Below are 22,858 nucleotides of genomic sequence, written 5' to 3'. Positions count from 1 at the left end.
TTTATTTCGTTTTTACTTCTTAATACTATCGTTTACTGGAGCTGTATATGGTTTGTTTTTCTTTCCGAAAAGGGAAACATTTACATAACGCGTTGGGTTCAATCGCAAATCTTGTAACAACAATTCTAGTTCTTTAGAAGTTTTATTGAAGTTATTGTATAACGATTCGTCTTTCATTAATTTACCCATTGTACCTTTACCAGATTGCATATCGGCCATCATTTTATCTACATTCTCCAAAGTTTTTTGAAGATTTTTAACGGTTGGCCCGATGTTAACTTTAGCTAAAGAATCCGAAACCTTTGAAAAATTAGCAGTTGCTTTTTCCATATTGGTCATCGTTCCGTTGATTTTCGACTTGTTATCTGCCAACAAAGAATTCACTTTTGTAGAGGCTTCTTTGAATTGCGCTATCGTTTCATTTAAATTAGCTAGACTATTTTTAAGATTTTCCTTGGTTTTAGCATCCAATACTTGGTTCACGTTTTCCAACATGACATTGGCATTGTCCAATAGTTTCGTGATTTTATCCTTTAAAGGAACAATTTGTCTTGCAACTTCATCGGTTAAACCCAATTTACTGGAAGAAATTAAGGTATCCCCTGTAACTGCATTTGCACCATCTTTACTAGGCAGGATTGCAATTTGTTTACCACCAATAGGACTTGGAGCATATATTTCGGCAACACTTGATTTTTTTATTGGAAAATCACTTTTAATTTGCATTTCCACATTTACTTTTCCGGTAGTATTGTCAATAGAAATTTTACTAACTTTTCCTACAATCATTCCACTAATTGTTATTGGTGAGGAAACGGCTAGTCCTTCAACGTTATCATACTGAACATGAAGAATTTTGTAATTGGTTAATAAATCTGTTCCTTTTAAATAGCTGTATCCCCAAATGAATAGTGCAATGGAAGCTATTACTAATACGGCTGTTTTAATTTCTTTAGATAATTTCAAAATAGTGTTTTTTAATGGTGCAAAAATAACGTATTATTTGATAGCATCTTTCACATCGATACTTTTCCCGTCTTTAAATGCAATAATAAAGGCAGAATCATAACCTTTAGAAGTTGCTTCTTTCAATAATTTTTTTGCTTCTTCATAATTAGAGGTTTCGCCATACATATATTTATATATTGAAGTGTGGCTACTTGTAATATTTTTCAATCCTTTAAAATTGCTAGGTGTCAAATCTAATTTAGTTGGACTAGCCGAAATTTGAATTTTAAAAATAATTCCTTTTTCTGGTTTTTTATCCACTATTTTAGGTTCTTTTTTCTTCGATACAGTATCGGTTTTTTTTATTTCAGGAGAAATTTTAATTGGTTTTTCTTCTATTCTCTCCGAAGGTTTTTCTGCAGGAATATCACTTGCATCACCATCAAAAAAATCTTTTTTATAACTTACAATAGCTTGTGCAATAGCTTCTGCAATTTCTTGCTGGCCTTCTTCCGAATCTAATTTAGCTCCTTCAATAGGATTAGAAATAAACCCAGTTTCTATTAAAACTCTAGGCATGTAGGCTTTATGCAAAACCATGTAAGGCGCTTGTTTTACCCCTCCGCCTCTGCTTTTTTTACCCAAATCTTGTACAAAACGATCTTGAATTTTACCTGCAAGAGCAATACTATTTTCAATAAACTCTTCTTGCATGATGGTCATACCTAACATGGTTTCAGGCTTATTCGGGTCAAATCCTTGGTATTTTTGCTTGTAGTCTTTCTCTAAAGTTACTACCGAGTTTTCTCGTTTAGCAGCTTCTAAATTGGAAGCATTTTTAGACATACCCATAACATAGGTTTCGGTTCCATCGGCAACTGTATTTTTATTTGCATTACAATGTATAGAAACAAAAATAGTAGCATCGGCTCTATTTGCTATGTTAGCTCTTTCTATTAAATCGATAAAAACATCAGTCTTCCGAGTATAAATAACATCAATACTAGAATTTTTTTCTAATATCTTACCAACTTTAAGAGTGATTGCTAGGTTTATGTTTTTTTCAATATGCCCATTGTAAACAGCACCAAAATCATGAGCACCATGACCGGCATCTAAGGTTACCTTAAATTTAGATTGTGCAAAAAGCATGGTTGAACCAAGAACCATTAGTATAGCAAGAGTATATTTGGGGGAAATTATGTTAATCATTGTTATAAAAGTTAATTTTAATTAAAACTGCAAGGTTATAAAATTATTATTTCTCTATTTTTGACCAAAATTTATATGTAAGTTTGGCTTGTCAAAAATCAAGCCATATTTTTACAAAAATAGCATTTAAACCTTTGCGTACAAACTTATTTTATATCGTTTTATCAGCATATTTCCTAACAATAGGAAGTTCCTCTCTATTTGCCCAAGAAACACCTAAAAAACCAAAGTCATTCCCTGCTAATAATCAAAAGTTTAACCCACAAAAAGATACTGAAATACTTCCGTCAAAAGAAAATTCAACTTTAAAAATAGTTGATTCTAATATGGTTAAAACGGATAAAAATTTCAAATCAATATTAGAAGGAAAAGTAAAATATCATGCTAAGAAATATGCCAAGTTTGATCAAAAGAAAAAGCTTATCACACTATATGACGAAGCGGAATTAAACTATTTAGATTATAATTTAAAAGCTGGAATTATTGTTTTTGATTATGAAAAGAATGAAGTTTATGCCGGTAGATTAAAAGATTCTGTTGGGAATTACATACAACTACCTAATTTTAAGCAAGGATCTAATATTATAGAACCAGATTCTATTCGTTTTAATTTTAAAACAAAAAAGGCTTTAATTTGGAATTCTAGAACAACCCAACAAGAATTAAACATTAAAGCTAAAATATCGAAAAAAGAAAATGACTCCATTTACTTTATGAAAGGAGCTCGTTTAACCACCTCTCAAGATATTGATGACCCAGAATATTATTTTTTGGTGAATAAAATGAAATTTGTCCCAGGTAAAAAAGTAGTTATTGGCACCACTAATTTATGGATTGAAAATGTTCCTACTCCTATTGCATTACCATTTGCCTTTTTTCCGATAACCGAAAAAAACCATTCTGGAATTATACCACCAAGTTTTGGACAAAATAATGAAAGAGGGTATGCCTTACAAAATGGCGGCTATTATTTTGCATTAAGCGACAAAATTGACCTAGCTGTACTGGGAGATTATTATACTAATGGAAGTTATGCCACCCGATTTGAATCTAGTTATGCAAATAAATACAAGTATAGTGGAAGAGTAAATATCCGTTTTGAAAACCTAATTACTAGTGAACGTGGTTACCCAGATTATGCTAAAAGTAAAATTTATAACATTCAATGGTCCCATTCAAAGGATTCGAAATCGAACCCAAATTCTAGATTTTCTGCTTCTGTAAATTTGGGAAGTAGTCAGTATTTTCAACAATCTGTTAATCTTGCTAACCTTGGGTCTACCTTAAATAATACATTAAGTTCTTCTATATCGTATTCAAAAACTATTAACACCATACCGCAAGTTAACTTTGCTTTATCGGCTACGCATTCGCAAAACACCCAAACAAAAGCAATCAATATGACTTTGCCAACCTTACAGGCTAGTATGGATAGGATTTACCCATTTGTAGGAAAAGATGGGCTTAAAAAAGGATTTATTAAAAATATCAATTTACAATATAATTTAAGAGGTGAAAATCAAATACTTACAACAGATGAATTTTTCTTTAAAAAAGAGATGTTTTCTACTGCAAAAGTTGGATTCCAGCATAGCATTCCATTAAGTACCAACTTTAAAGTATTTAAATATTTTAGCGCTTCCACTTCTATTAATTATAATGAAGTTTGGACTTTAAATACCGTCCGAAAAGATTTCGTGACAACGTCTTTGCCACCATTATTACCTAATGGTTCAATAGTAACTACTAATTTAAGTGGTTTTGATTCTTTTAGAACGTACTCGTTTTCAAATAGTCTTACTACAACAATCTATGGAACTTTTAATTTTGGAAAAAATAACAGAATACAATCTATTCGACACGTAATGCACCCATCCGTTTCACATACGTATACTCCAAGTTTTGAAAAATACTACGATACCTATGCAATGGATGCTAGTGGAAAAACTGCTCAATATACTCGATTCGAGAATGGTATTTATGGTATTCCAGGTAAAAACTATTCCAATAATATGGGATTTAATTTGAACAATACATTTGAAGCAAAAGTTAGAGACCGGGATTCAACCAAAACAGAGCCTAAAAAAATAATGTTATTGAACAATTTAAACCTATCCACTAGTTATGATGTTTCGGCCGATTCTTTGCGTTGGGCACCTATGCGATTAAGTGGCGGAACTGCATTGTTTAAACAAAAAATGAACATTAATTTTGCTACAACATTAGATCCTTATGCTTTAGGAAAAGACAACAAAACCCGAATAAATATATTTAATATTGATGAAGGTGGAAGTTTGTTTAGAATGACTAGTGCTAATATGACAATTAACTATTCGGTTTCTAGTTCTAATGAAGACAAGACCAAGAAGAATGAACAGGGCTCTAAAAATGGTGGAAGAAATGATGATTTATTTGGGTCAAATACTGAAATAAATGATAATAGGGATAGCCAATTTGCTAATAACGATAATGGAAAAGATGGCTTCACAGGATTTTATAATGCTAAAATACCTTGGGATATGACTTTTGCCTATTCAATTACTTATTCAAATTCACTAAACGAAAGAAAAATTTCTAGTAATTCGGTAATGATTTCTGTAAATACTGACTTAACTCCAAAATGGAAAGTTGGTGTTTCAACAGGATATGACTTTGTGCAAAAAGGGGTAACATTTACGCAAATTCGTTTAAATCGAGATTTATTGAGTTGGAATATGAGCTTTAACTGGTCTCCTTTTGGACAATCGTATTGGGGATTCTTCATCGGTATTAAAGCAAGTGTACTTAAAGATATTAAATGGGACAAAAGAACCCAAGCCGATCGAATATTAAAATAAAATTTATGAAAAAAATCATTATTACGGATAAAGCACCTGCTCCAATTGGTCCATACAACCAAGCAGTATTAGTTGGAAACACCTTATATACTTCCGGACAAATAGCACTAAACCCTCAAACTATGGAATTGGTACTCGAAACAATCGAGGCTGAAACCACACAAGTAATGGAAAATATAAAAGCCGTTCTAGAAGCAACTGGTATGACTTTTGAAAATGTAGTAAAATCAACTATTTTCATCATGGATATGAATAATTTTGCGCTAATCAATTCGGTTTACGGAAGTTATTTTGATGAAAAAACGGCTCCTGCAAGAGAAACTGTCCAAGTTGCTGGTTTACCAAAAGGGGTAAATGTAGAAATTTCAATGATTGCTATTAATTAGCTATCAACTAATTAAATCAAGGATTATTAAAAAAATAAAATACCATAATCACTCCATCATCAACCTAGTTAAGATTGGAAAATGATCGGAATTTTTAAATAACGGAAAGTTCTGAAAACTTTTAACTTTCATTCGTTTGTCTACAAAAATATAGTCAATTCGTGCTGGGTAATATTTAAAATTATAGGTTTCTCCAAAGCCATTTCCAGCCTCTTCAAAGCAATCGCTTAGGTTTCCTTTAATACTTCGGTACACATACGAGAAAGCACTATTATTCATATCGCCACAGATTATCATTGGGTAATGACACTCCTTTTTATGGTTCCGTAAAATTTCGGCTTGTAGTTGTTGCTTTTTAAATGCTTGGCTAATTCGTCGTACCATCAGTTGCGATTTTTGCTGGCTAATAGAATCTACATTATCTTGTATTTCATTAACATCTGGAGAAATTTTTATCGACTGCAAGTGCATATTATAAACTCGAATAGTATCTTTTCCTTTTCGGATATCGGCATACACAATTAAATTATCCGATTCTGGAAACTCAATATTCCCTTGATCTACAATAGGATATTTAGAAAATATGGCTTGCCCGGTTTTAATATTTTTGCCTTGCATAAAAATAAATCGGTGTTTGTACACACGCAAATTTACTTTGGCCGTTTTGGAATATTCTTGAATACAAAGAATGTCTGGGTTTTGATCATTAATAAACTGACGAATGGTATCCCCCACATGCTCCTGCGGAAGCCAATTGAAAAGATTAAACAACCTTACGTTGTAACTCATCACAATAAAATCTTTATCTTCTTCTGGCTGCGGATTGGAAGCAAATTTATAAAACTTATTTACAAAGGTAATTCCGATGATTAATACAATTCCGGAAAGGATCATTTGCCGTTTCAATTGGAATATCCAATAAATAAAAAACAACCCATTCATTATTAAAAACAAAGGAAGAACCAAGGTTAAAACCGATAAAAACGGAAAAAATGTTGGTGCTAAAAATGGCAAAACATAAGCAAGGAACGTCAATACAGTGAGCACTATATTAAAGGAGAACATTACTTTATTAAACCACGATAGTTTTTTCATTTTTTTTTAAGATGCTAGTTTATAAGACACTAGTTTCTAAGTTTTTTTGACACGAATTTCACAAATTTTCACAAATTAAAATCTTTTAAATTTCACAAATTTTAAACTTCGTTTTTATTACTTCACAGACTGAAGGCGCAAAGTCTATTTTCTCTATTCTATTTTCTTTATTCTATTTCCCCGCTTTAAAAAGAAATTCTTTTTCTTCGGCTGTTAATGCATCGTAACCCGATTGACTAATTTTATCAAGAATTTCGTCTATTTGTTGTTGCGATTTATCTTTTACTACAATCTTACTAGTGCTTTTAGTAAAAGGCTTTTTCGGATTAACATGTACTTTTTTGAACGGTGTTTTCTTGCTAGGTTGAAACAAATTAACAAAAAAATCAATTACGGTGGACACTATGTTGCTTAAATCGGTTCCGTTTTGAAGTAATTTTATGTAAATCACACCAAAAACAGCACCTGCCAAATGGGTAATATGCCCTCCGGTATTATCGGATAAAAATTGCATTGCATCCAACAAAAGTATTACTGCCGTTAAATGCCATAATTTCACGTTTCCGATTAATAACAATCGAACTTCCATCAAGGGTTGATAGGTAGTTGTGGCAACCAAAATTGCCATTACTGCTGCAGAAGCACCGACCAATGTAGAATTTAAATTTAAAAAATAATACCCCAACACAAATGCCAATCCTGCGAAAATAGCACTTAATAAGTACAATCCTAAAAATTGTTTTTGGGTAAAAAAGGTTAAAAATAATCGACTAGAAAAATTTAATACAGTCATATTAAAAAACAAATGCCAAAATCCGCTATGAAGAAAAGCATAAGTTAATAAGGTATAAGGAAAATATAGTACGTCATTAGGATTGGAGGACAAACAAATCCAATTAGGAAATTGGAAAATACCTTCTCGATAATGGTAGAAAAAAATCAACGAAAGCAAGAAGGCTGCTACATTCCAATAGATAACTCTATTGGCAACACCACCAATTTTATACTGTAATTTTATATCGTCTATAATATTCATATTTCTGTAACGATTAATTCCAACGTTTATGATCAAATTGCTTTTTCTTCCAATACCACATCATAATAAAACCAGTTATGGCTCCACCAATGTGGGCGAAGTGCGCAATACCGGTACTTCCTGCACCAAAAATAGATTGTCCTTTAAATCCTAAAAATAAATCGACGGCTAATAATCCTGGTACAAAATATTTGGCTTTTATTGGAATCGGAATGAACATAATTCCCAATTCGGCAGTTGGAAACATAAAAGCAAATGCAACTAACAATCCGTATATAGCCCCCGAAGCGCCTAAGGTTTGTGAGTTATATGCAACATACATGTCTTCTAAAGTAGATTGCGGAACGGAATTCAATAACCCTGAATTGTATTTACCCTCAGTCAATAAAGTCATGATATCTTGATGCGAAACATTGGCTTCTTGCAATAATGAAAGTACATGTTGGTATTGGTAATAATGAATTCCTTCGTTTAATAAAATTGCTCCTAAACCACAGGAAATATAGAAAAACAAGAACTTAGTACCTCCCCAAAAATGTTCTAAAGCACTTCCAAAAGAATACAAAGCAAACATATTAAATAAAATATGTGTGAAATTTGGCATAGGAGCATGCATAAACATACTCGTTAAAGGTTGCCATATTTTAAAATTAGGATTCTGTATATAAAATTCAGAAAACAATGGATAAGCATTAGTTCCTGGTATCTGAGAACCAATAAAAAAAATAATATTCAATATCAATAGTTGTTTTACAACTGGTGTTATTTTCATCATAAGGCAAATCTTTTATCAATATCTTCCACCCGCATGGTGATGAAAGTGGGTTTTTGAAAAGGCGAAACGTTAGGATCTTTACAAGCAAATAAATTATTTACCAAATTTTCTTGTTCTTTTTCGGTCAAATAGATTCCCGTTTTTACCGCCAAACTCTTAGCCATCGATTTGGCAATGGTGTCGTTTTGACTAAAACTGCTATCTGGAATTCCGTCTTGCAAATCACTAATTAATTGTTCTAAAACCGAAGCAACTTCACTTTCGGAAGTATTTGCTGGAATACCTGAAATTTGAAGGTATTCTTCATTCAAAGTTTCAAAAACAAAGCCAGTGTTTTCTAATGCTGGTTGTAATTCGGTTATAATTTTCATCTCATTTGCAGAAAAATGAAACTGCAACGGAAACAATAATTGTTGGCTAGATGCTTGGTGTACCGTCATGTTAGTTAAAAACTGCTCGTACAAAACACGTTGGTGCGCACGATGCTGGTTAATAATTACCATACCCGATTTTATTGGGCTTACAATATATTTTTTCTGAATTTGATACGTATGTTTAGCAACTTGTTCTTCTTCTTTTTCATCAAAAAAAGATGCAGTTACTTCTTCATTTTCAAAAGTAAAATTCTCCACTTCCAAGGTATCTTGTTTCAATCCAACATACAAACTCTCCCAACTTTGCGTAGTTTCTGCTTTTTTATAAGAAGAACTGCCACCCGAAAAAGGACTTGATTGTTTTTCATCCGAAAAAGGATTGTAGGTTCTATCCACCTGAACTGTTGGATATTCGGCATTTTTATTTTGGTAATCGTATGGCGTATCCAAATTTGGATCTCTATCAAAATCTAATGCTGGAGCAACATTGAACTGCCCTAAACTATGTTTTATAGCCGATCGCAAAATGGCATATAAGGCTTGCTCATCGTCAAACTTAATCTCCGTTTTAGTCGGATGAATATTAATATCTATAGTATTGGGCGGCACATTTAAATAAATAAAATAACTAGGTTGTGCGCCATTAGGCAACAAACCGTCGTAGGCATTCATTACCGCATGGTGCAAATAGCCGCTTTTTATGTATCTATCATTGACAAAAAAGAACTGCTCCGATTTATTTTTCTTAGCAAATTCTGGTTTGCCTACAAATCCTTGAATAGTTACAATTTCGGTTTCCTCCTGTACCGGAACTAATTTTTCATTGGTTTTACCTGAAAAAATAGTTACAATTCGTTGTCGGAAATTGGAATTTGGCAAATTAAACATTTCACTTCCGTTGTGGTACATCGTGAAATAAATATTGGGATGCGCCAAAGCCACCCTTTGGAATTCATCCACAACATGACGAAACTCCACCGTTTCGGATTTAAGGAAATTACGTCGTGCCGGAATATTATAAAAAAGATTTTTCACTGCAAAAGAAGTTCCTTTAGGTAAAACTGCAGGTTCTTGCGAGACAAATTTACTGCCTTCAATAATAATGTGGTTTCCTAGTTCTTCTTGATCTTGCTTGGTTTTCATCTCTACATGGGCAATCGCAGCAATAGAAGCCAATGCTTCTCCACGAAACCCTTTCGTATGTAACGAAAATAAATCTTCTGCTTGCCTAATTTTAGAAGTTGCATGGCGTTCAAAACACAAACGCGCATCGGTAACACTCATTCCTAGTCCGTTATCAATAACTTGAACCAATGCTTTTCCTGCATCTTTAATAATCAATTTAATATCGGTTGCTTTAGCATCCACCGCATTTTCTAATAATTCTTTAACTACCGAGGCAGGTCTTTGTACTACTTCACCAGCAGCAATCTGGTTAGCAACGTGATCGGGAAGTAATTGAATTATGCTTGACATTTTTTTAGGTTCTGGGTTTTAGGTTCTGGGTTTTGGGTACTAGGAAAACAAAGTTAGCAAATTTAAGTAAAAACTATTGGTAAATATAGTTAAGAAGGTACTAAAAAAGAAAAACCTATTCGATTAGGAATAGGTTTTATATTTTGAAGTTTTAAAACGTTACTCTTTTTCGGAAACCCGTCTCAACTCTGCCATTTTAATAGCAGCAATGGCGGCTTCGGTTCCTTTATTACCGTGGATTCCTCCACTTCTGTCAATAGATTGTTGTTCGTTATTATCGGTTAACAAACAAAATATCACAGGCACATCGGTTTGTACATTCAAATCTTTAATACCTTGGGTTACCCCTTCGCATACAAATTCAAAGTGCATCGTTTCGCCCTTTATTACACAACCTATAGTGATTACAACATCAACATTTTGAGTAACAATCATGCGTTGCGCACCATAAACCAATTCAAAACTTCCGGGAACGTTCCAACGAATGATATTCTCTTGTACTGCACCACAATCTAAAAGTGCTGCAAGAGTTCCGTTGTAAAGCCCTTCGGTGATGTGGTCGTTCCATTCTGAAACAACAATCCCAAACCGAAAATCTTTCGCATTTGGGATTGTGTTTTTATCGTAATTGGATAAATTCTTATTCGCTGTAGCCATTTTTATAGTGTTCAGTGATCAGTTTACAGTGTTCAGTAACAATTAAATTGCTAACAGAATTGAATACTGAATACTAATTACTGTGCCATTCCAATTAAAGCATCAATATTTTGTGCTTCTGGAGTTGCTTCGTATTTATCTTTAATTTCTGTGAAATATTTTAAAGCGTCTGCTTTATTTCCTAATTCCATTGCAGTTTGACCTGCTTTGAATAAATATCTAGGAGTTGTAAATTCATTGGTATTCATTCTTGCTGCTTTTTCGTAGAATTCTAATGCTTTTTTAGCATCGTTTTTCTGAGACCAAGCATCACCAATTGCACCTGTAGCAATTGCACTCAAGAAAAAATCTTTAGAGGTAAATTTCTCTAAGTATTGAATTGCAACATCGTATTTTTTCAAATTCAAATTAGCAATACCTGCATAATAACTAGCAACATTACCAGAATCGGTTCCAGCATATTGATCAGCAATACCTACTGCTCCTTGTTTTCCTTCCGATCCTTTCAATACTAAAGTATATAATGAATCTTGTGATTTAGGATTAGTAGCATCTGCAGCCAATTGGAAATTTTGTTGTGCAACAAATAAATCAGAAGTAGCTTCTTCTTCTTTAGGCTCTGCAACAAATTTTTGATAAGACAAATAACCAACAGTTACTACAACTATAGCAGTCAATGCACCTAATATGTATTTTTGGTTTGCAGCAACCCAGTCTTCAATTTTAGAAGCACTTTCATCTAACGTATCGAAAGCTTTAGCGGTAACACTATCTTTTGCATCTACATTTGGTGTATCTTCGATGAAATTATTATCTAATCTCTCTTCTTTTTCTTTTGGTGCTTTGTAACCTCTTTTATTATAAGTTGCCATTTAATTTTGATTTAGTGTGTGCAAAAATAAAATTTTTATTGATAATTAAAAGCGATTTTTGTCGATATTTTTCAATAATTTGCACGCTCTTAAAAAAAGTAGAAAATTAATTTTGCTTTTCGTAGTATTTGTAAGCCATCACACATGTTTTTAAAAAAAATTTCTTTATTCAATTATAAAAATTTTTCGGAAGCAACCTTCGAATTTGACTCCAAAATCAATTGTTTTGTTGGAAAAAACGGTGTTGGAAAGACAAATGTGCTCGATGCAATCTATCATTTAGCCAACGGAAAAAGTTATTTTAATCCGCTTGCAGTTCAAAATATTAAACACCAAGAGGAGTTTTTTGTCATCGATGGCGAATTTGAAAAAGCAGAACGAATCGAACAAATTGTGAGCAGTTTTAAAAAAGGACAAAAGAAAATCCTAAAACGAAACAGCAAACCTTATGAGAAATTTTCGGATCATATCGGATTTATTCCGTTAGTGATTATTTCCCCTGCCGATAATGATTTGATCATTGAAGGAAGCGAAACCCGAAGAAAGTTTATGGATAACGTGATTTCGCAATTGGATTCCTCCTATTTACAAGGATTGATTCAGTACCAAAAAATCCTTAGCCAACGCAATGCCTTACTAAAATATTTTGCATTAAATCATGTCTTTGATAACGATACTTTATCTATTTATAACGAACAATTGAATGGTTTAGGGCAAACTATTTTCGAAAAAAGAAAACAATTCATTGAAGCATTTGTACCCATTTTTAACAAGCACCACCAAACCATTACCGATTCTAGCGAAACGGTGCAATTAGTTTATGAGAGCCATTTGTTAGAACACGACACCTTAACGTTATTAGAACAAAATTTGGCGAAAGACCGAGCTTTACAATATACTTCGGTTGGAATTCACAAAGACGATTTGGCGTTTCAAATTGATAATTATCCAATTAAGAAATTTGGGTCGCAAGGGCAACAAAAGTCTTTTTTAATTGCTTTAAAATTGGCGCAATTTGAATTTGTAAAAAAACAATCGGGAGAAAAACCAATTTTACTTTTGGATGATATCTTTGATAAATTGGATGAAACCCGAGTGAGTAAAATTGTAGAAATGGTAAATCAGGAAGAATTTGGGCAATTATTTATATCGGACACCCATCCGGAACGGACTGAAAACATTGTAAAAACAACCCACCAGAGTTATAAAATATTTAACTTGTAACTTTTGCTACATTGTTCTATTTTTACTTAATTAATTTTGACAAAAAAATTACACATGAAAACAAAAATCGTTTCTTTAGTCGCAATGCTATTCCTATTAATAGGATGTCAAAAAGAAAATTCCAAAGAAATTCAAACTGTGGATTCTAAAGTTTTTGAAGAAAAACTAAAAACAACGGAAAACCCACAATTAATAGACGTTAGAACTCCAGAAGAATTCAGCGCAGAACATTTAAAAAATGCGGTAAATAGTAATTGGAATGGCGATTCCTTTGTCGCGGACGCTGGGAAATACGACAAATCGAAACCCATTTTTGTATATTGCAAAGCTGGTGGAAGAAGCAGTGAAGCAGCATCTAAATTAAAAGAATTGGGCTTTACAGAAATCTACAATTTGGATGGCGGTATCATGAAATGGACGGGCGAAAAAACTAGTGTTTCCAATACCGAACGAATTGGAATATCCGCTACCGATTATGACAAACTAATACACTCCGATAAAAAAGTAGTCGTTAATTTCTATGCCGAATGGTGTGGCCCTTGCAAAAAAATGGAGCCTTACCTCATCCAAATGCAAGAAGAATTTAAAGGAAAAATAAAAATAGAACGTTTGGATGCCGATGCCAATAAATCGATGATAGACGAAATGAAAATCGACGGATTACCCGTAATCTTGATCTATGAAAATGGAAAAGAAGTTTGGCGACACCTTGGATATTTATCGGAAGAAGATTTGAGGAAAAAGATTTAAAAGATGGAAGCGGGAAGATGGGAGATGGAAGATGGAAGATGGAAGATGGGAGATGGAAGATGGAAGATGGGAGATGGGAGTCGGAAGTTCAGGTAGGAAACTCAAAGCATTAATATTAAAAAAACGAATTGAAGTTAATTATCTAAACTCATAAACTTCTAAACTCATAAACTTATTAAAAAAATGATAACAAAAGAAGCATTGCAATTCCTATCTGAATTAATTGCAAATAACAATACCGAGTGGATGCATGCCAATAAAAAGCGGTACGAAAGTTATAAAAAAGACTACCATAATTTTATTACTTCTATTTTGTCCGAAATGAAACCTTTGGACAAATCGTTAGAGGCATTAGAAGTGAAAAATTGCACTTTTCGAATCAATCGGGATATTCGTTTTTCTAAAGATAAATCGCCTTACAAAACCAATATGGGCGTTTGGATGTCGCAAGACAAAAACCGAAAAAATGCTCCTGGGTATTACATCCATTTTGAAACCGGAAACTGCTTCATAGCTGGTGGTGTTTGGTGTCCGGAAGCAGGTGAACTTAAACAAATCCGTAAGGAAATTGAATTTTTTCATGATGATTTAGAGGCTATTGTATCCAATAAAAACTTCCAAAAAGAATTCAATCAATTGGATCGTGGCGAAAATAATGTTTTGAAGAAAGCCCCGAAAGACTTTGATCCCAACCATCCCGCAATTGAGTTATTAAAACTAAAAAGTTTTACGGCTTCCCATAAAATTTCAGAAACTATTTTCTCGGAAACCGATTTTAGCAAGAAAATTGCAAGAAAATTAATAGCCTTGAAACCGCTAAACGACTTTTTAAGTAGAGCGCTAGAAACAGAAGATTAACCTACAATTGCATGTTGCACCCATTAAAATCTTATTTTAACTTTTTATGGAACTCCAAGAACCAACACGGAGTGCATTCGCCATTTGTATATAATTTGGTTACGAAATGCTTTTATGACACTGCTAAATATACCGAATATTCAACTTTAAAAGCCTATAGAAATTCACTTTTAGCAAATAACGAAACGATTGAAGTTATCGATTTTGGTGCTGGATCTAAGGTGTTCAAAAGTACTACCAGAATAATTTCTCAAATTGCTAAAACAGCAGGAATTTCCTCCAAAAGAGCCAAATTATTATTTAGAATTACAAACTATTTACAACCCAACTCCATTTTAGAAATAGGAACTTCTTTAGGATTAGCCACTTCTGCCCTATCGTTAGGACTCGAGGCGAAGACGAACAGAGCGAAGCTAAATAAAAATGCAAAAATCACCACATTAGAAGGATGTACAAAAACAATGGCAATTGCAAAAAATCAATGTCAAATACAAAATCTAAACAACATTGATTTTATAAACACGGAATTTTCAAGTTACCTCACCACCCAAAACCTACAACCTACATCCTACAACCCACAACCCACAACCTACAACCTCGTATACTTCGACGGCAACCATTCTAAAAAAGCAACCCTAAAGTATTTTGAACTTTTACTACCAACAATCACCAACGATTCCATTTGGATTTTTGATGATATACATTGGAGTAAAGACATGGAGGAAACTTGGGAAATTATTCAAAATCATCCCAAAGTTACCGTAACTATTGACACTTTTCAATGGGGAATTGTTTTCTTTAGAATCGAACAAAAGAAAGAGCATTTTGTGATTCGGGTTTGATTTTATTCCTTTATAAACTTTTGAAAATTTGTAATTCCATTAATAGTTACGGAAACAAAATAAATCCCGGATTCCAAATTCTGAACGTTAATTTGAGTGAAATTATTTTTTTGATGCAGTATCACTTTACCCATCAAATCAATAACAGTACAATTCTCTATTTCATTTTCATTTGAAATAATATTTAATACAGAATTAGACGGATTTGGATAAATCGTAAATGATTTATCCATTTCATTTTTAACGGTACCCATAGTTAAGCAAGCAGTAGAAATTGGAATTAAAGAGATTGAATTATTCCCGACTCCTAATTCACCATAAAAATTATAACCCCAACTAGATAAGGAACCATCCGTTTTTAAACCAATAGTATGGTATGCACCTGTAGATGCAAATTGCCAATTAGTTAAATTTCCTACTTGTGTTAAAACATCTCTTTGAATAGTTGTTCCATCACCAATCATTCCAAAAATATTTTCACCACAAGTCCACAAAGTACCATTATTTTTTATTGCTAATGAATTATTACCTCCAGCACCTATACTTACCCAATCATTTTGATTTCCAATTTGTGTTAATAAATTCAAATTTATTGTTGAGCCATTTGCTAAGGCGCCAAAATATCCAGTCCCAGAAGAATAAATTGTACCATTTGTTTTTAAAGCTAACGTATGATATTGACCTTGTGTTGCAGTATTCCAATTAGTATCAGTTCCAACTTGAGTTGGAACATAAGAATTACTATTATTCCCATTTCCAAATTGGCCATAAATATTATTTCCCCAAGCCCACAAAGTACCATTATTTTTTATTGCTAAGGAATGGGTTGAACCAGCAGATATATTTTTCCAATCAGTAGCTGCTCCTATTTGTGTAGGAACACTTTTACTAATTAAAGTTCCATCACCCAATTGTCCATAATCTGAATTAAAACCCCATGCCCACAAAGTGCCATTATTCTTTAATGCTAAATTAGACCATGAAGTTGCAGAAATTAATTTCCAATCATTTGCAGTACCAATTTGGATTGGAATCAATTTATCTATATTAGTACCATCACCCAGTTGCCATGTTATATTACCACCCCATGCCCACAAAGTCCCATCCATTTTTATTGCCAAGGTATGACTTTGTCCAGAAGATACCATCTTCCAATTAGTATCTGTGCCTACCTGAACAAAATAATTTTTATCCGTTGTGGTGCCATCTCCTAATTGTCCATTCCAATTAATTCCGCATGCCCATAAAGTGCCATCCGTTTTTATACCTAAAGTTGTATAAATACCCGCTGAAACAGATTGCCAACATTGCGCATTACCAATATAAAATAAATTCAAAAGCACTATTAAAAGGATATGTTTTTTCATATTAGATTGATTTAACCGATTATCCATAAATAGAAAATTTAGTTTTATTTAATTCCGCAATAAAATAGGGGTTTTTCAAAGATCTTTCGGTCAATAAATCAATTTTTCTATCAAATAAATCTTGCAATTCATATTCTAAATCCCACAGATGACCTCCTGCTTCAACTGGGTCAATTCCATCCTCAAGATTTACTAAAAAATCAATATCGCTAGCATCGTTAAATGCATCAGTTAGTACCGAACCAAAAACAAAAGCACTCTTAATTTTGTGCTTTTTTAAAAGTTCAATAACCATTGGCAATTGTTTCTTTATTTTAGAATTTAGCATACAAAGCAATTTTATCCAAATTTAAATATTTATGTCGAATAAAAAAAATTGTAACAAAAATCATTTTAATCCTACTTATACCATAATTAAACTTTCATTTTGTAATTTTATAGTCTGAAATCCTATTTCGTAATTTAAACTTCGCAATTCCCAATGGCAAATCCATTAATCAACATAACCAACATCAAGCGTGACTTCGTTTTAGGTAGCGAAATTATCAACGTTTTAAAAGGCATCGATTTACAAATCAACAAAGGCGAATATGTTGCATTAATGGGACCTTCCGGTTCCGGAAAATCTACCCTTATGAACCTTTTAGGCTGCTTGGACACACCTACCTCGGGAACTTACATCCTTAACGGGAATGACGTTTCCCAAATGCACGACGACGATCTAGCCGAAATCCGAAACAAAGAAATAGGTTTCGTTTTTCAAACCTTCAACCTTTTGCCAAGAACCACCGCTTTAGACAACGTTGCTCTGCCAATGATTTATGCAGGTTATTCCAAAACCGACCGAAATAAAAGAGCCACCGAAGTGCTAACACAAGTTGGGCTTGACGACCGTATGGACCACCAACCCAACCAACTTTCGGGAGGGCAACGCCAGCGAGTTGCCGTGGCTCGAGCCTTGGTCAACAAGCCTTCCATCATCCTTGCCGACGAACCAACGGGAAATCTTGATAGTAAAACCTCCGAAGAAATCATGAAACTTTTTGGCGACATTCACGCTGCCGGAAACACCGTAATTTTGGTAACTCACGAAGAGGATATTGCCAAATACGCCCACAGAATCATCCGTTTACGCGATGGAATGATTGAAAGCGACACCCAAAATACCAACCATTTATAATAGTATTGTTATATTCAGGAGCGAATCGTTAGGGCTTTATCCGTAAAGGCAATTCCCGCTTTCGCCTTTATCTTGCTCCGTAAACTACGCAAGGATATCGGCTCAATCGGGGCTAATTAGGCAGCATTTCGCTTACTTGTTATCTCCAAAAAAAGGAAGTATCTTAGCACCTTTCAACCTTAGAACCTTAGAACCTTAGAACCTTAGAACCTTAGAACCTTAAAATGAAAATATACACTAAAACTGGCGATACCGGAACCACAGCACTTTATGGTGGCACCCGAGTTTCCAAACACCATATCCGAATAGAAAGCTACGGAACCGTTGATGAATTAAACTCCCACATTGGCTTAATTCGCGATCAAGACATTAATCCCTTATACAAAAATGTATTAGTAGAAGTACAAGACCGACTTTTTACCGTTGGTGCCATTCTTGCAACGCCACCCGAAGATGAAAAACTAAAAAGTGGCGAAAGAAGATTGAAAAACCTTGGCATTTTAGAATCGGATGTAGAATATCTTGAGAAAGAAATGGATACCATGGAAGAATCCTTGCCGGTTATGACACATTTTGTGCTTCCTGGTGGTCATACTATTGTGTCATATTGTCACATTGCCCGTTGCGTATGCCGTAGAGCCGAACGTTTAGCAGTGCATCTTAATGACATCGAACCTACCGAAGAACTAGTAATTAAGTACCTCAACCGACTTTCTGACTACCTTTTTGTCTTGGCACGGAAATTGTCTCATGACCTACAAGCAGACGAAGTACAATGGATACCTAGAAAATAGAATTTTCTGAATAAAATCAAAAAAAAAAATAAAATTCCAAATTCCAATGTCTAGCAGTTATAAATCCTTGTAAAATCAAGTGTTTTGTAATTTGGAACTTAAAAATTGGAATTTAAAAACACACGTTCTTAACTTTTAATTAAAAATAAATCATTTTTTTCTTGACTATTTCAGTTAAAAAATTATTTTTGCATAAATTATAAAATCGAAAGCAGATGTATTGGACATTAGAATTAGCATCTTATTTAAGCGATGCACCGTGGCCAGCTACCAAAGATGAACTTATTGACTACGCTATTAGAGCAGGTGCCCCCCTGGAAGTTGTAGAAAACCTTCAGTCTATTGAAGACGAAGGTGAAATATATGAATCAATGGAAGAAATATGGCCGGATTATCCCACCGACGAAGATTATCTTTGGAACGAGGATGAATATTAAAAAATAATTAATACCACAGAAAAAAAGTCTCCTTCGGGGCTTTTTTTTTGTTTAAATTTGCATTCCTAGCCCAATTCTGAAGATTCGGAATATTAAAAATAAAACAAACCCAATTATGAGTTTCATAAATAGCATACTTAAAGCATTTGTAGGCGATAAATCTGAAAAAGATGTAAAAGCTACACAACCTTATATAGCCAAAATTAAAGCATTAGAGCCTGCGTTAATGGCTTTGTCTCACGATGAATTACGTGGTAAAACTGCCGAATTCAAAGCGAAGATAAAACAAGCACGTGCCAGTAAAGATGCCGAAATTGCGTCCAAAAGACAAGAAGCCGAAAACACTTCCGATATTGATTTAAGAGAAGATATTTATAATGCTATTGATACTTTAGAAAAAGAAGCTTACGAAATTTCAGAAAAAATATTGCTAGAAATTCTTCCAGAAGCTTTTGCTGTGGTTAAAGAAACTGCAAGACGTTTTAAAGACAATTCAATCATTACCGTTACTGCTACCGAAAAAGATAGAGAACTTTCGGCTACTAAGCCTTATATTACTTTAGTTGGCGACCAAGTTAATTGGGCTAACCAATGGAATGCAGCCGGAAAAGAAATCACTTGGGACATGATTCACTACGACGTTCAGTTAATTGGTGGTATTGTACTTCACGAAGGTAAAATTGCCGAAATGCAAACTGGGGAAGGAAAAACGTTGGTTGCTACACTTCCATTGTATTTGAATGCCTTAACCGGTAACGGAGTGCATTTAGTAACCGTGAACGACTATCTTGCTAAAAGGGATAGTACCTGGAAAGCACCTTTATTTGAATTCCACGGAATGCTAGTAGATTGTATTGACAACCATTCACCAAATACCGAAGCACGAAGAAAAGCCTACGAAGCCGACATTACTTACGGAACCAACAACGAATTTGGTTTTGATTACCTAAGAGATAACATGGCGCATTCGCCAGAAGATTTAGTGCAACGCAAACACAATTATGCGATTGTAGATGAGGTCGATTCGGTATTGATTGATGATGCAAGAACACCATTAATTATTTCTGGTCCAGTTCCAGATGGCGATCGTCATGAATTTAACGAATTGAAACCTAAAATTGAAAATCTGTACAACTTGCAACGCCAATTGGCTAACGGATTTTTATCGGAAGCTAGAAAATTAATCAAAGAAGGCAATTCTAAAGATGGTGGATTCCAATTATTGAGAGCCTACCGTTCTTTACCTAAAAACAAAGCGTTAATTAAATTCTTGAGTGAAGAAGGTATTAAGCAACTTTTGCAAAAAACGGAAAACGAATACATGACCGACAACAACCGTAAAATGCCTCTTGTTGACGAAGCTTTGTATTTTGTAATTGAAGAAAAAAACAACCAAGTGGAATTAACCGATAACGGAATTCAATTCTTGTCGCAAGATACCGATGCAACATTTTTCGTGCTTCCAGATATTGGAACTGAAATTGCAAACATCGAAAAACAAAAATTAGATAAAGATGCTGAGGCGGAAGCCAAAGAACATTTGTTTCAAGATTTCGGAATCAAATCGGAACGTATTCACACCCTTACGCAGTTATTAAAAGCTTATACCCTTTTTGAAAAAGATGTGGAATATGTAATCATGGACAACAAAATTATGATTGTTGATGAGCAAACGGGTCGTATCATGGATGGTCGTCGTTATTCGGACGGTTTGCACCAAGCTATTGAAGCCAAAGAGCAAGTTACTATTGAGGCTGCTACTCAAACTTTTGCAACAATTACCTTACAAAATTACTTCCGTATGTACAGCAAACTTGCCGGTATGACGGGAACAGCCGTAACGGAAGCAGGAGAACTTTGGGAAATTTATAAATTAGATGTTGTTGAAATTCCAACCAACAGAGGAATGTCACGTCACGATAAAGAAGATTTAATTTACCGTTCGGTACGTGAAAAATTTAATGCTGTTATTGAAGATGTAACACAACTTTCGGCATCTGGAAGACCGGTTTTAATTGGTACAACATCGGTGGAAATTTCGGAATTATTAAGTCGAATGTTGAAAATGCGTGGTGTTGCACACAACGTATTGAATGCAAAAATGCACAAAAAAGAAGCCGATATCGTTGCCGAAGCAGGGAAACCTGGAGTAGTAACTATCGCAACCAATATGGCTGGTCGTGGAACCGATATCAAGTTAACTCCCGAAGTGAAAGCAGCAGGTGGTTTAGCAATTATTGGTACCGAACGTCACGATTCCCGTCGTGTAGACCGTCAGTTACGTGGTCGTGCAGGTCGTCAAGGAGATCCTGGAAGTTCGCAATTTTATGTGTCTCTAGAAGATAACTTGATGCGTCTTTTTGGTTCTGAACGAGTTGCCAAAGTGATGGATCGAATGGGATTGAAAGAAGGTGAAGTAATTCAGCATTCGATGATGACCAAATCTATTGAAAGAGCACAGAAAAAAGTAGAAGAAAATAACTTTGGAACTCGTAAACGTTTGTTAGAATACGATGACGTTATGAACGCCCAAAGAGAAGTAGTGTACAAACGTCGTCGTCATGCTTTACATGGAGAACGTTTGAAACTGGATATTGCCAATATGATGTACGACACTTGTGAAGTTATCGTTGGCGACAATAAAGCAACTAATGATTTCAAGAATTTCGAATTTGAATTGATTCGTTATTTCTCTATAACCTCTCCTGTTTCCTACACGGATTTCGATAAAATGAACGAAACGGAATTGACTGGAAAAGTGTATAAAGCAGCAATGGAATACTATTCTGAGAAAACTGCTCGTAGTGCTCGTGAGGCCATGCCAATCATTACTGATGTTTATAAAAATCCAAACAACCAATACGAACGAATTGTTGTTCCGTTTACCGATGGAATAAAATCGTTGAATGTAGTTACCGATTTAAAGAAAGCTTACGATAGTGAAGGTACTCAATTAGTAGCTGATTTTGAGAAAAACATCACTTTAGCCATTGTAGATGAAGCTTGGAAAAAACACTTACGCAAAATGGACGAATTGAAAACTTCAGTTCAGTTGGCGGTACACGAACAAAAAGATCCTTTGCTTATTTACAAATTAGAAGCTTTTAAATTGTTTAGAAACATGTTGGATGGCGTAAATAAAGAAGTGATTTCTTTCTTGTTCAAAGGCGATTTACCGCAGCAAAATACAATTCAGGAAGCTAAAGATGTAAAAAGAAAAGAAAACTATACCGAATCTAAAGAAGAAATTCAAAATAGTGAATCGGCTGCAGAGCAAAATAGAGAGGCTGGGCAAACGCAACAACGTCAAGTAACCGAAACGATTGTTCGCGACCAACCAAAAATTAATAGAAACGATACCGTTACTATCAAACATGTAATGAGTGGAAAAACCGAAACTATGAAATTCAAAAAAGCCGAAAGCATGATTGCTAATGGCGAATGGGTTTTAGTATAAGAATTTTCTAAAATAAGTTTTAAATCCCCAATTGTGTGAAGCAGTTGGGGATTTTTTGTTAACTTTAACTCTCTTATAATCTAATAATTAAAGGATTAATTAATTTAAAACCTTAAATATGGCAAAATCAGATAAAACCCAAGACTTACCTTTGTATCAAAAAGGCATGTATATTTATAAACTAGTTGAAAGTTTAGTTGCTTCCTTACCCGAAGAGGATGAATATATTCAGGCAACTAAAGGATTTATGCTAGAAGATGCTATGGTAATTCCTGCTAAAA

Annotated in this window: 20 protein-coding genes; 10 read left to right on the top strand and 10 right to left on the bottom strand. The window is 34.1% G+C overall.

Annotated elements, in window-relative coordinates; genetic code table 11:
• Positions 1 to 12: 12 nt before the first annotated feature.
• Positions 13 to 966 carry an MlaD family protein gene (locus ACIQ2J_RS03375; protein WP_396166715.1) on the bottom strand — a complete coding sequence of 318 codons (954 nt, stop codon included), beginning with the start codon at positions 964 to 966 and terminating at the stop codon, positions 13 to 15.
• Positions 967 to 999: 33 nt separating this feature from the next.
• On the bottom strand, positions 1,000 to 2,160 hold the full coding sequence (locus tag ACIQ2J_RS03370; protein ID WP_396166713.1) for an N-acetylmuramoyl-L-alanine amidase: 1,161 nt from the start codon (positions 2,158 to 2,160) through the stop codon (positions 1,000 to 1,002).
• 83 nt (positions 2,161 to 2,243) lie between these two features.
• Here ACIQ2J_RS03370 and ACIQ2J_RS03365 point away from each other — a divergent pair, with 83 nt between their 5' ends.
• Both ACIQ2J_RS03365 and ACIQ2J_RS03360 read left to right on the top strand, forming a co-directional pair.
• The gene (locus tag ACIQ2J_RS03365; protein WP_396166711.1) at positions 2,244 to 4,997 is read left to right on the top strand and encodes a putative LPS assembly protein LptD; all 2,754 of its coding nucleotides are present in this window, start codon (positions 2,244 to 2,246) and stop codon (positions 4,995 to 4,997) included.
• A gap of 5 nt (positions 4,998 to 5,002) precedes the next feature.
• The gene (locus tag ACIQ2J_RS03360) at positions 5,003 to 5,383 is read left to right on the top strand and encodes a RidA family protein (RefSeq protein WP_396166707.1); all 381 of its coding nucleotides are present in this window, start codon (positions 5,003 to 5,005) and stop codon (positions 5,381 to 5,383) included.
• A gap of 48 nt (positions 5,384 to 5,431) precedes the next feature.
• On the opposite strand, the gene ACIQ2J_RS03355 is transcribed toward ACIQ2J_RS03360, so the two are convergent.
• The 6 genes from ACIQ2J_RS03355 to ACIQ2J_RS03330 all read right to left on the bottom strand — a co-directional run bounded on the left by ACIQ2J_RS03355 (position 5,432) and on the right by ACIQ2J_RS03330 (position 11,668).
• Entirely contained in the window at positions 5,432 to 6,478 is a 1,047-nt protein-coding gene (locus ACIQ2J_RS03355; RefSeq protein ID WP_396166705.1) for an endonuclease/exonuclease/phosphatase family protein, read from the bottom strand.
• A 172-nt stretch (positions 6,479 to 6,650) separates the two neighbouring features.
• On the bottom strand, positions 6,651 to 7,514 hold the full coding sequence (locus ACIQ2J_RS03350) for a rhomboid family intramembrane serine protease (protein WP_396166703.1): 864 nt from the start codon (positions 7,512 to 7,514) through the stop codon (positions 6,651 to 6,653).
• Between the two features lie 13 nt (positions 7,515 to 7,527).
• Positions 7,528 to 8,289 carry a rhomboid family intramembrane serine protease gene (locus ACIQ2J_RS03345; RefSeq protein ID WP_396166701.1) on the bottom strand — a complete coding sequence of 254 codons (762 nt, stop codon included), beginning with the start codon at positions 8,287 to 8,289 and terminating at the stop codon, positions 7,528 to 7,530.
• A complete protein-coding gene (gene mutL, locus ACIQ2J_RS03340; RefSeq protein ID WP_396166697.1) occupies positions 8,286 to 10,139 on the bottom strand; it encodes a DNA mismatch repair endonuclease MutL in 1,854 nt (617 codons plus the stop codon). The genes ACIQ2J_RS03345 and mutL overlap by 4 nt, the downstream gene beginning before the upstream one ends.
• Before the next feature lie 159 nt (positions 10,140 to 10,298).
• Entirely contained in the window at positions 10,299 to 10,796 is a 498-nt protein-coding gene (ribH, locus tag ACIQ2J_RS03335) for a 6,7-dimethyl-8-ribityllumazine synthase (RefSeq protein ID WP_396166695.1), read from the bottom strand.
• A gap of 77 nt (positions 10,797 to 10,873) precedes the next feature.
• Positions 10,874 to 11,668 (bottom strand): tetratricopeptide repeat protein, encoded by a 795-nt coding sequence (locus ACIQ2J_RS03330; RefSeq protein WP_396166692.1) that lies wholly within the window; start codon positions 11,666 to 11,668, stop codon positions 10,874 to 10,876.
• Positions 11,669 to 11,812: 144 nt separating this feature from the next.
• Here ACIQ2J_RS03330 and recF point away from each other — a divergent pair, with 144 nt between their 5' ends.
• From recF to ACIQ2J_RS03310, 4 genes are all read left to right on the top strand, one after another.
• Positions 11,813 to 12,892, top strand: a complete 1,080-nt coding sequence (recF, locus tag ACIQ2J_RS03325) for a DNA replication/repair protein RecF (protein WP_396166688.1) — start codon at positions 11,813 to 11,815, stop codon at positions 12,890 to 12,892.
• Between the two features lie 54 nt (positions 12,893 to 12,946).
• Complete coding sequence (locus ACIQ2J_RS03320; protein WP_396166687.1) at positions 12,947 to 13,642, top strand: thioredoxin domain-containing protein; 696 nt, start codon at positions 12,947 to 12,949, stop codon at positions 13,640 to 13,642.
• A 183-nt stretch (positions 13,643 to 13,825) separates the two neighbouring features.
• On the top strand, positions 13,826 to 14,500 hold the full coding sequence (locus ACIQ2J_RS03315; protein ID WP_396166685.1) for a DUF2461 domain-containing protein: 675 nt from the start codon (positions 13,826 to 13,828) through the stop codon (positions 14,498 to 14,500).
• 11 nt (positions 14,501 to 14,511) lie between these two features.
• On the top strand, positions 14,512 to 15,342 hold the full coding sequence (locus tag ACIQ2J_RS03310; protein ID WP_396166682.1) for an O-methyltransferase: 831 nt from the start codon (positions 14,512 to 14,514) through the stop codon (positions 15,340 to 15,342).
• A gap of 2 nt (positions 15,343 to 15,344) precedes the next feature.
• Here the strand turns inward: ACIQ2J_RS03310 and ACIQ2J_RS03305 are convergent, their stop codons facing one another.
• Together ACIQ2J_RS03305 and ACIQ2J_RS03300 are read right to left on the bottom strand one after the other, a co-directional pair.
• A complete protein-coding gene (locus tag ACIQ2J_RS03305) occupies positions 15,345 to 16,709 on the bottom strand; it encodes a T9SS type A sorting domain-containing protein (protein ID WP_396166679.1) in 1,365 nt (454 codons plus the stop codon).
• Between the two features lie 19 nt (positions 16,710 to 16,728).
• Complete coding sequence (locus tag ACIQ2J_RS03300) at positions 16,729 to 17,037, bottom strand: nucleotidyltransferase family protein (RefSeq protein WP_396166677.1); 309 nt, start codon at positions 17,035 to 17,037, stop codon at positions 16,729 to 16,731.
• Between the two features lie 153 nt (positions 17,038 to 17,190).
• On the opposite strand from ACIQ2J_RS03300, the gene ACIQ2J_RS03295 reads away from it, so the two are divergent.
• The 4 genes from ACIQ2J_RS03295 to secA all read left to right on the top strand — a co-directional run bounded on the left by ACIQ2J_RS03295 (position 17,191) and on the right by secA (position 22,577).
• Positions 17,191 to 17,889: an ABC transporter ATP-binding protein gene (locus ACIQ2J_RS03295; protein WP_396166675.1), complete on the top strand. Its 699-nt coding sequence runs from the start codon at positions 17,191 to 17,193 to the stop codon at positions 17,887 to 17,889.
• Between the two features lie 224 nt (positions 17,890 to 18,113).
• The gene (locus tag ACIQ2J_RS03290) at positions 18,114 to 18,683 is read left to right on the top strand and encodes a cob(I)yrinic acid a,c-diamide adenosyltransferase (protein ID WP_396166673.1); all 570 of its coding nucleotides are present in this window, start codon (positions 18,114 to 18,116) and stop codon (positions 18,681 to 18,683) included.
• A 215-nt stretch (positions 18,684 to 18,898) separates the two neighbouring features.
• Positions 18,899 to 19,120: a DUF2795 domain-containing protein gene (locus ACIQ2J_RS03285; protein ID WP_022828503.1), complete on the top strand. Its 222-nt coding sequence runs from the start codon at positions 18,899 to 18,901 to the stop codon at positions 19,118 to 19,120.
• Between the two features lie 115 nt (positions 19,121 to 19,235).
• Complete coding sequence (secA, locus tag ACIQ2J_RS03280) at positions 19,236 to 22,577, top strand: preprotein translocase subunit SecA (RefSeq protein WP_396166671.1); 3,342 nt, start codon at positions 19,236 to 19,238, stop codon at positions 22,575 to 22,577.
• The last annotated feature ends 281 nt before the right edge of the window (positions 22,578 to 22,858 follow it).

It is taken from the genome of Flavobacterium sp. (genome assembly GCF_044357305.1).
Classification (GTDB): domain Bacteria; phylum Bacteroidota; class Bacteroidia; order Flavobacteriales; family Flavobacteriaceae; genus Flavobacterium.
Note: the sequence above shows the minus strand (reverse complement) of the source record. Positions and strands in the feature narration are given on the sequence as shown.

Coding starts and splice junctions, on each gene's coding strand:
- ACIQ2J_RS03290 (WP_396166673.1), top strand. CDS start 18,114: ATGAAAATATACACTAAAACTGGCGATACCGGAACCACAGCACTTTAT.
- ACIQ2J_RS03345 (WP_396166701.1), bottom strand. CDS start 8,289: ATGATGAAAATAACACCAGTTGTAAAACAACTATTGATATTGAATATT.
- ACIQ2J_RS03330 (WP_396166692.1), bottom strand. CDS start 11,668: ATGGCAACTTATAATAAAAGAGGTTACAAAGCACCAAAAGAAAAAGAA.
- ACIQ2J_RS03300 (WP_396166677.1), bottom strand. CDS start 17,037: ATGCTAAATTCTAAAATAAAGAAACAATTGCCAATGGTTATTGAACTT.
- ACIQ2J_RS03310 (WP_396166682.1), top strand. CDS start 14,512: ATGTTGCACCCATTAAAATCTTATTTTAACTTTTTATGGAACTCCAAG.
- ribH (WP_396166695.1), bottom strand. CDS start 10,796: ATGGCTACAGCGAATAAGAATTTATCCAATTACGATAAAAACACAATC.
- ACIQ2J_RS03350 (WP_396166703.1), bottom strand. CDS start 7,514: ATGAATATTATAGACGATATAAAATTACAGTATAAAATTGGTGGTGTT.
- ACIQ2J_RS03360 (WP_396166707.1), top strand. CDS start 5,003: ATGAAAAAAATCATTATTACGGATAAAGCACCTGCTCCAATTGGTCCA.
- ACIQ2J_RS03320 (WP_396166687.1), top strand. CDS start 12,947: ATGAAAACAAAAATCGTTTCTTTAGTCGCAATGCTATTCCTATTAATA.
- secA (WP_396166671.1), top strand. CDS start 19,236: ATGAGTTTCATAAATAGCATACTTAAAGCATTTGTAGGCGATAAATCT.
- ACIQ2J_RS03315 (WP_396166685.1), top strand. CDS start 13,826: ATGATAACAAAAGAAGCATTGCAATTCCTATCTGAATTAATTGCAAAT.
- ACIQ2J_RS03355 (WP_396166705.1), bottom strand. CDS start 6,478: ATGAAAAAACTATCGTGGTTTAATAAAGTAATGTTCTCCTTTAATATA.
- ACIQ2J_RS03295 (WP_396166675.1), top strand. CDS start 17,191: ATGGCAAATCCATTAATCAACATAACCAACATCAAGCGTGACTTCGTT.
- recF (WP_396166688.1), top strand. CDS start 11,813: ATGTTTTTAAAAAAAATTTCTTTATTCAATTATAAAAATTTTTCGGAA.
- ACIQ2J_RS03370 (WP_396166713.1), bottom strand. CDS start 2,160: ATGATTAACATAATTTCCCCCAAATATACTCTTGCTATACTAATGGTT.
- mutL (WP_396166697.1), bottom strand. CDS start 10,139: ATGTCAAGCATAATTCAATTACTTCCCGATCACGTTGCTAACCAGATT.
- ACIQ2J_RS03285 (WP_022828503.1), top strand. CDS start 18,899: ATGTATTGGACATTAGAATTAGCATCTTATTTAAGCGATGCACCGTGG.
- ACIQ2J_RS03305 (WP_396166679.1), bottom strand. CDS start 16,709: ATGAAAAAACATATCCTTTTAATAGTGCTTTTGAATTTATTTTATATT.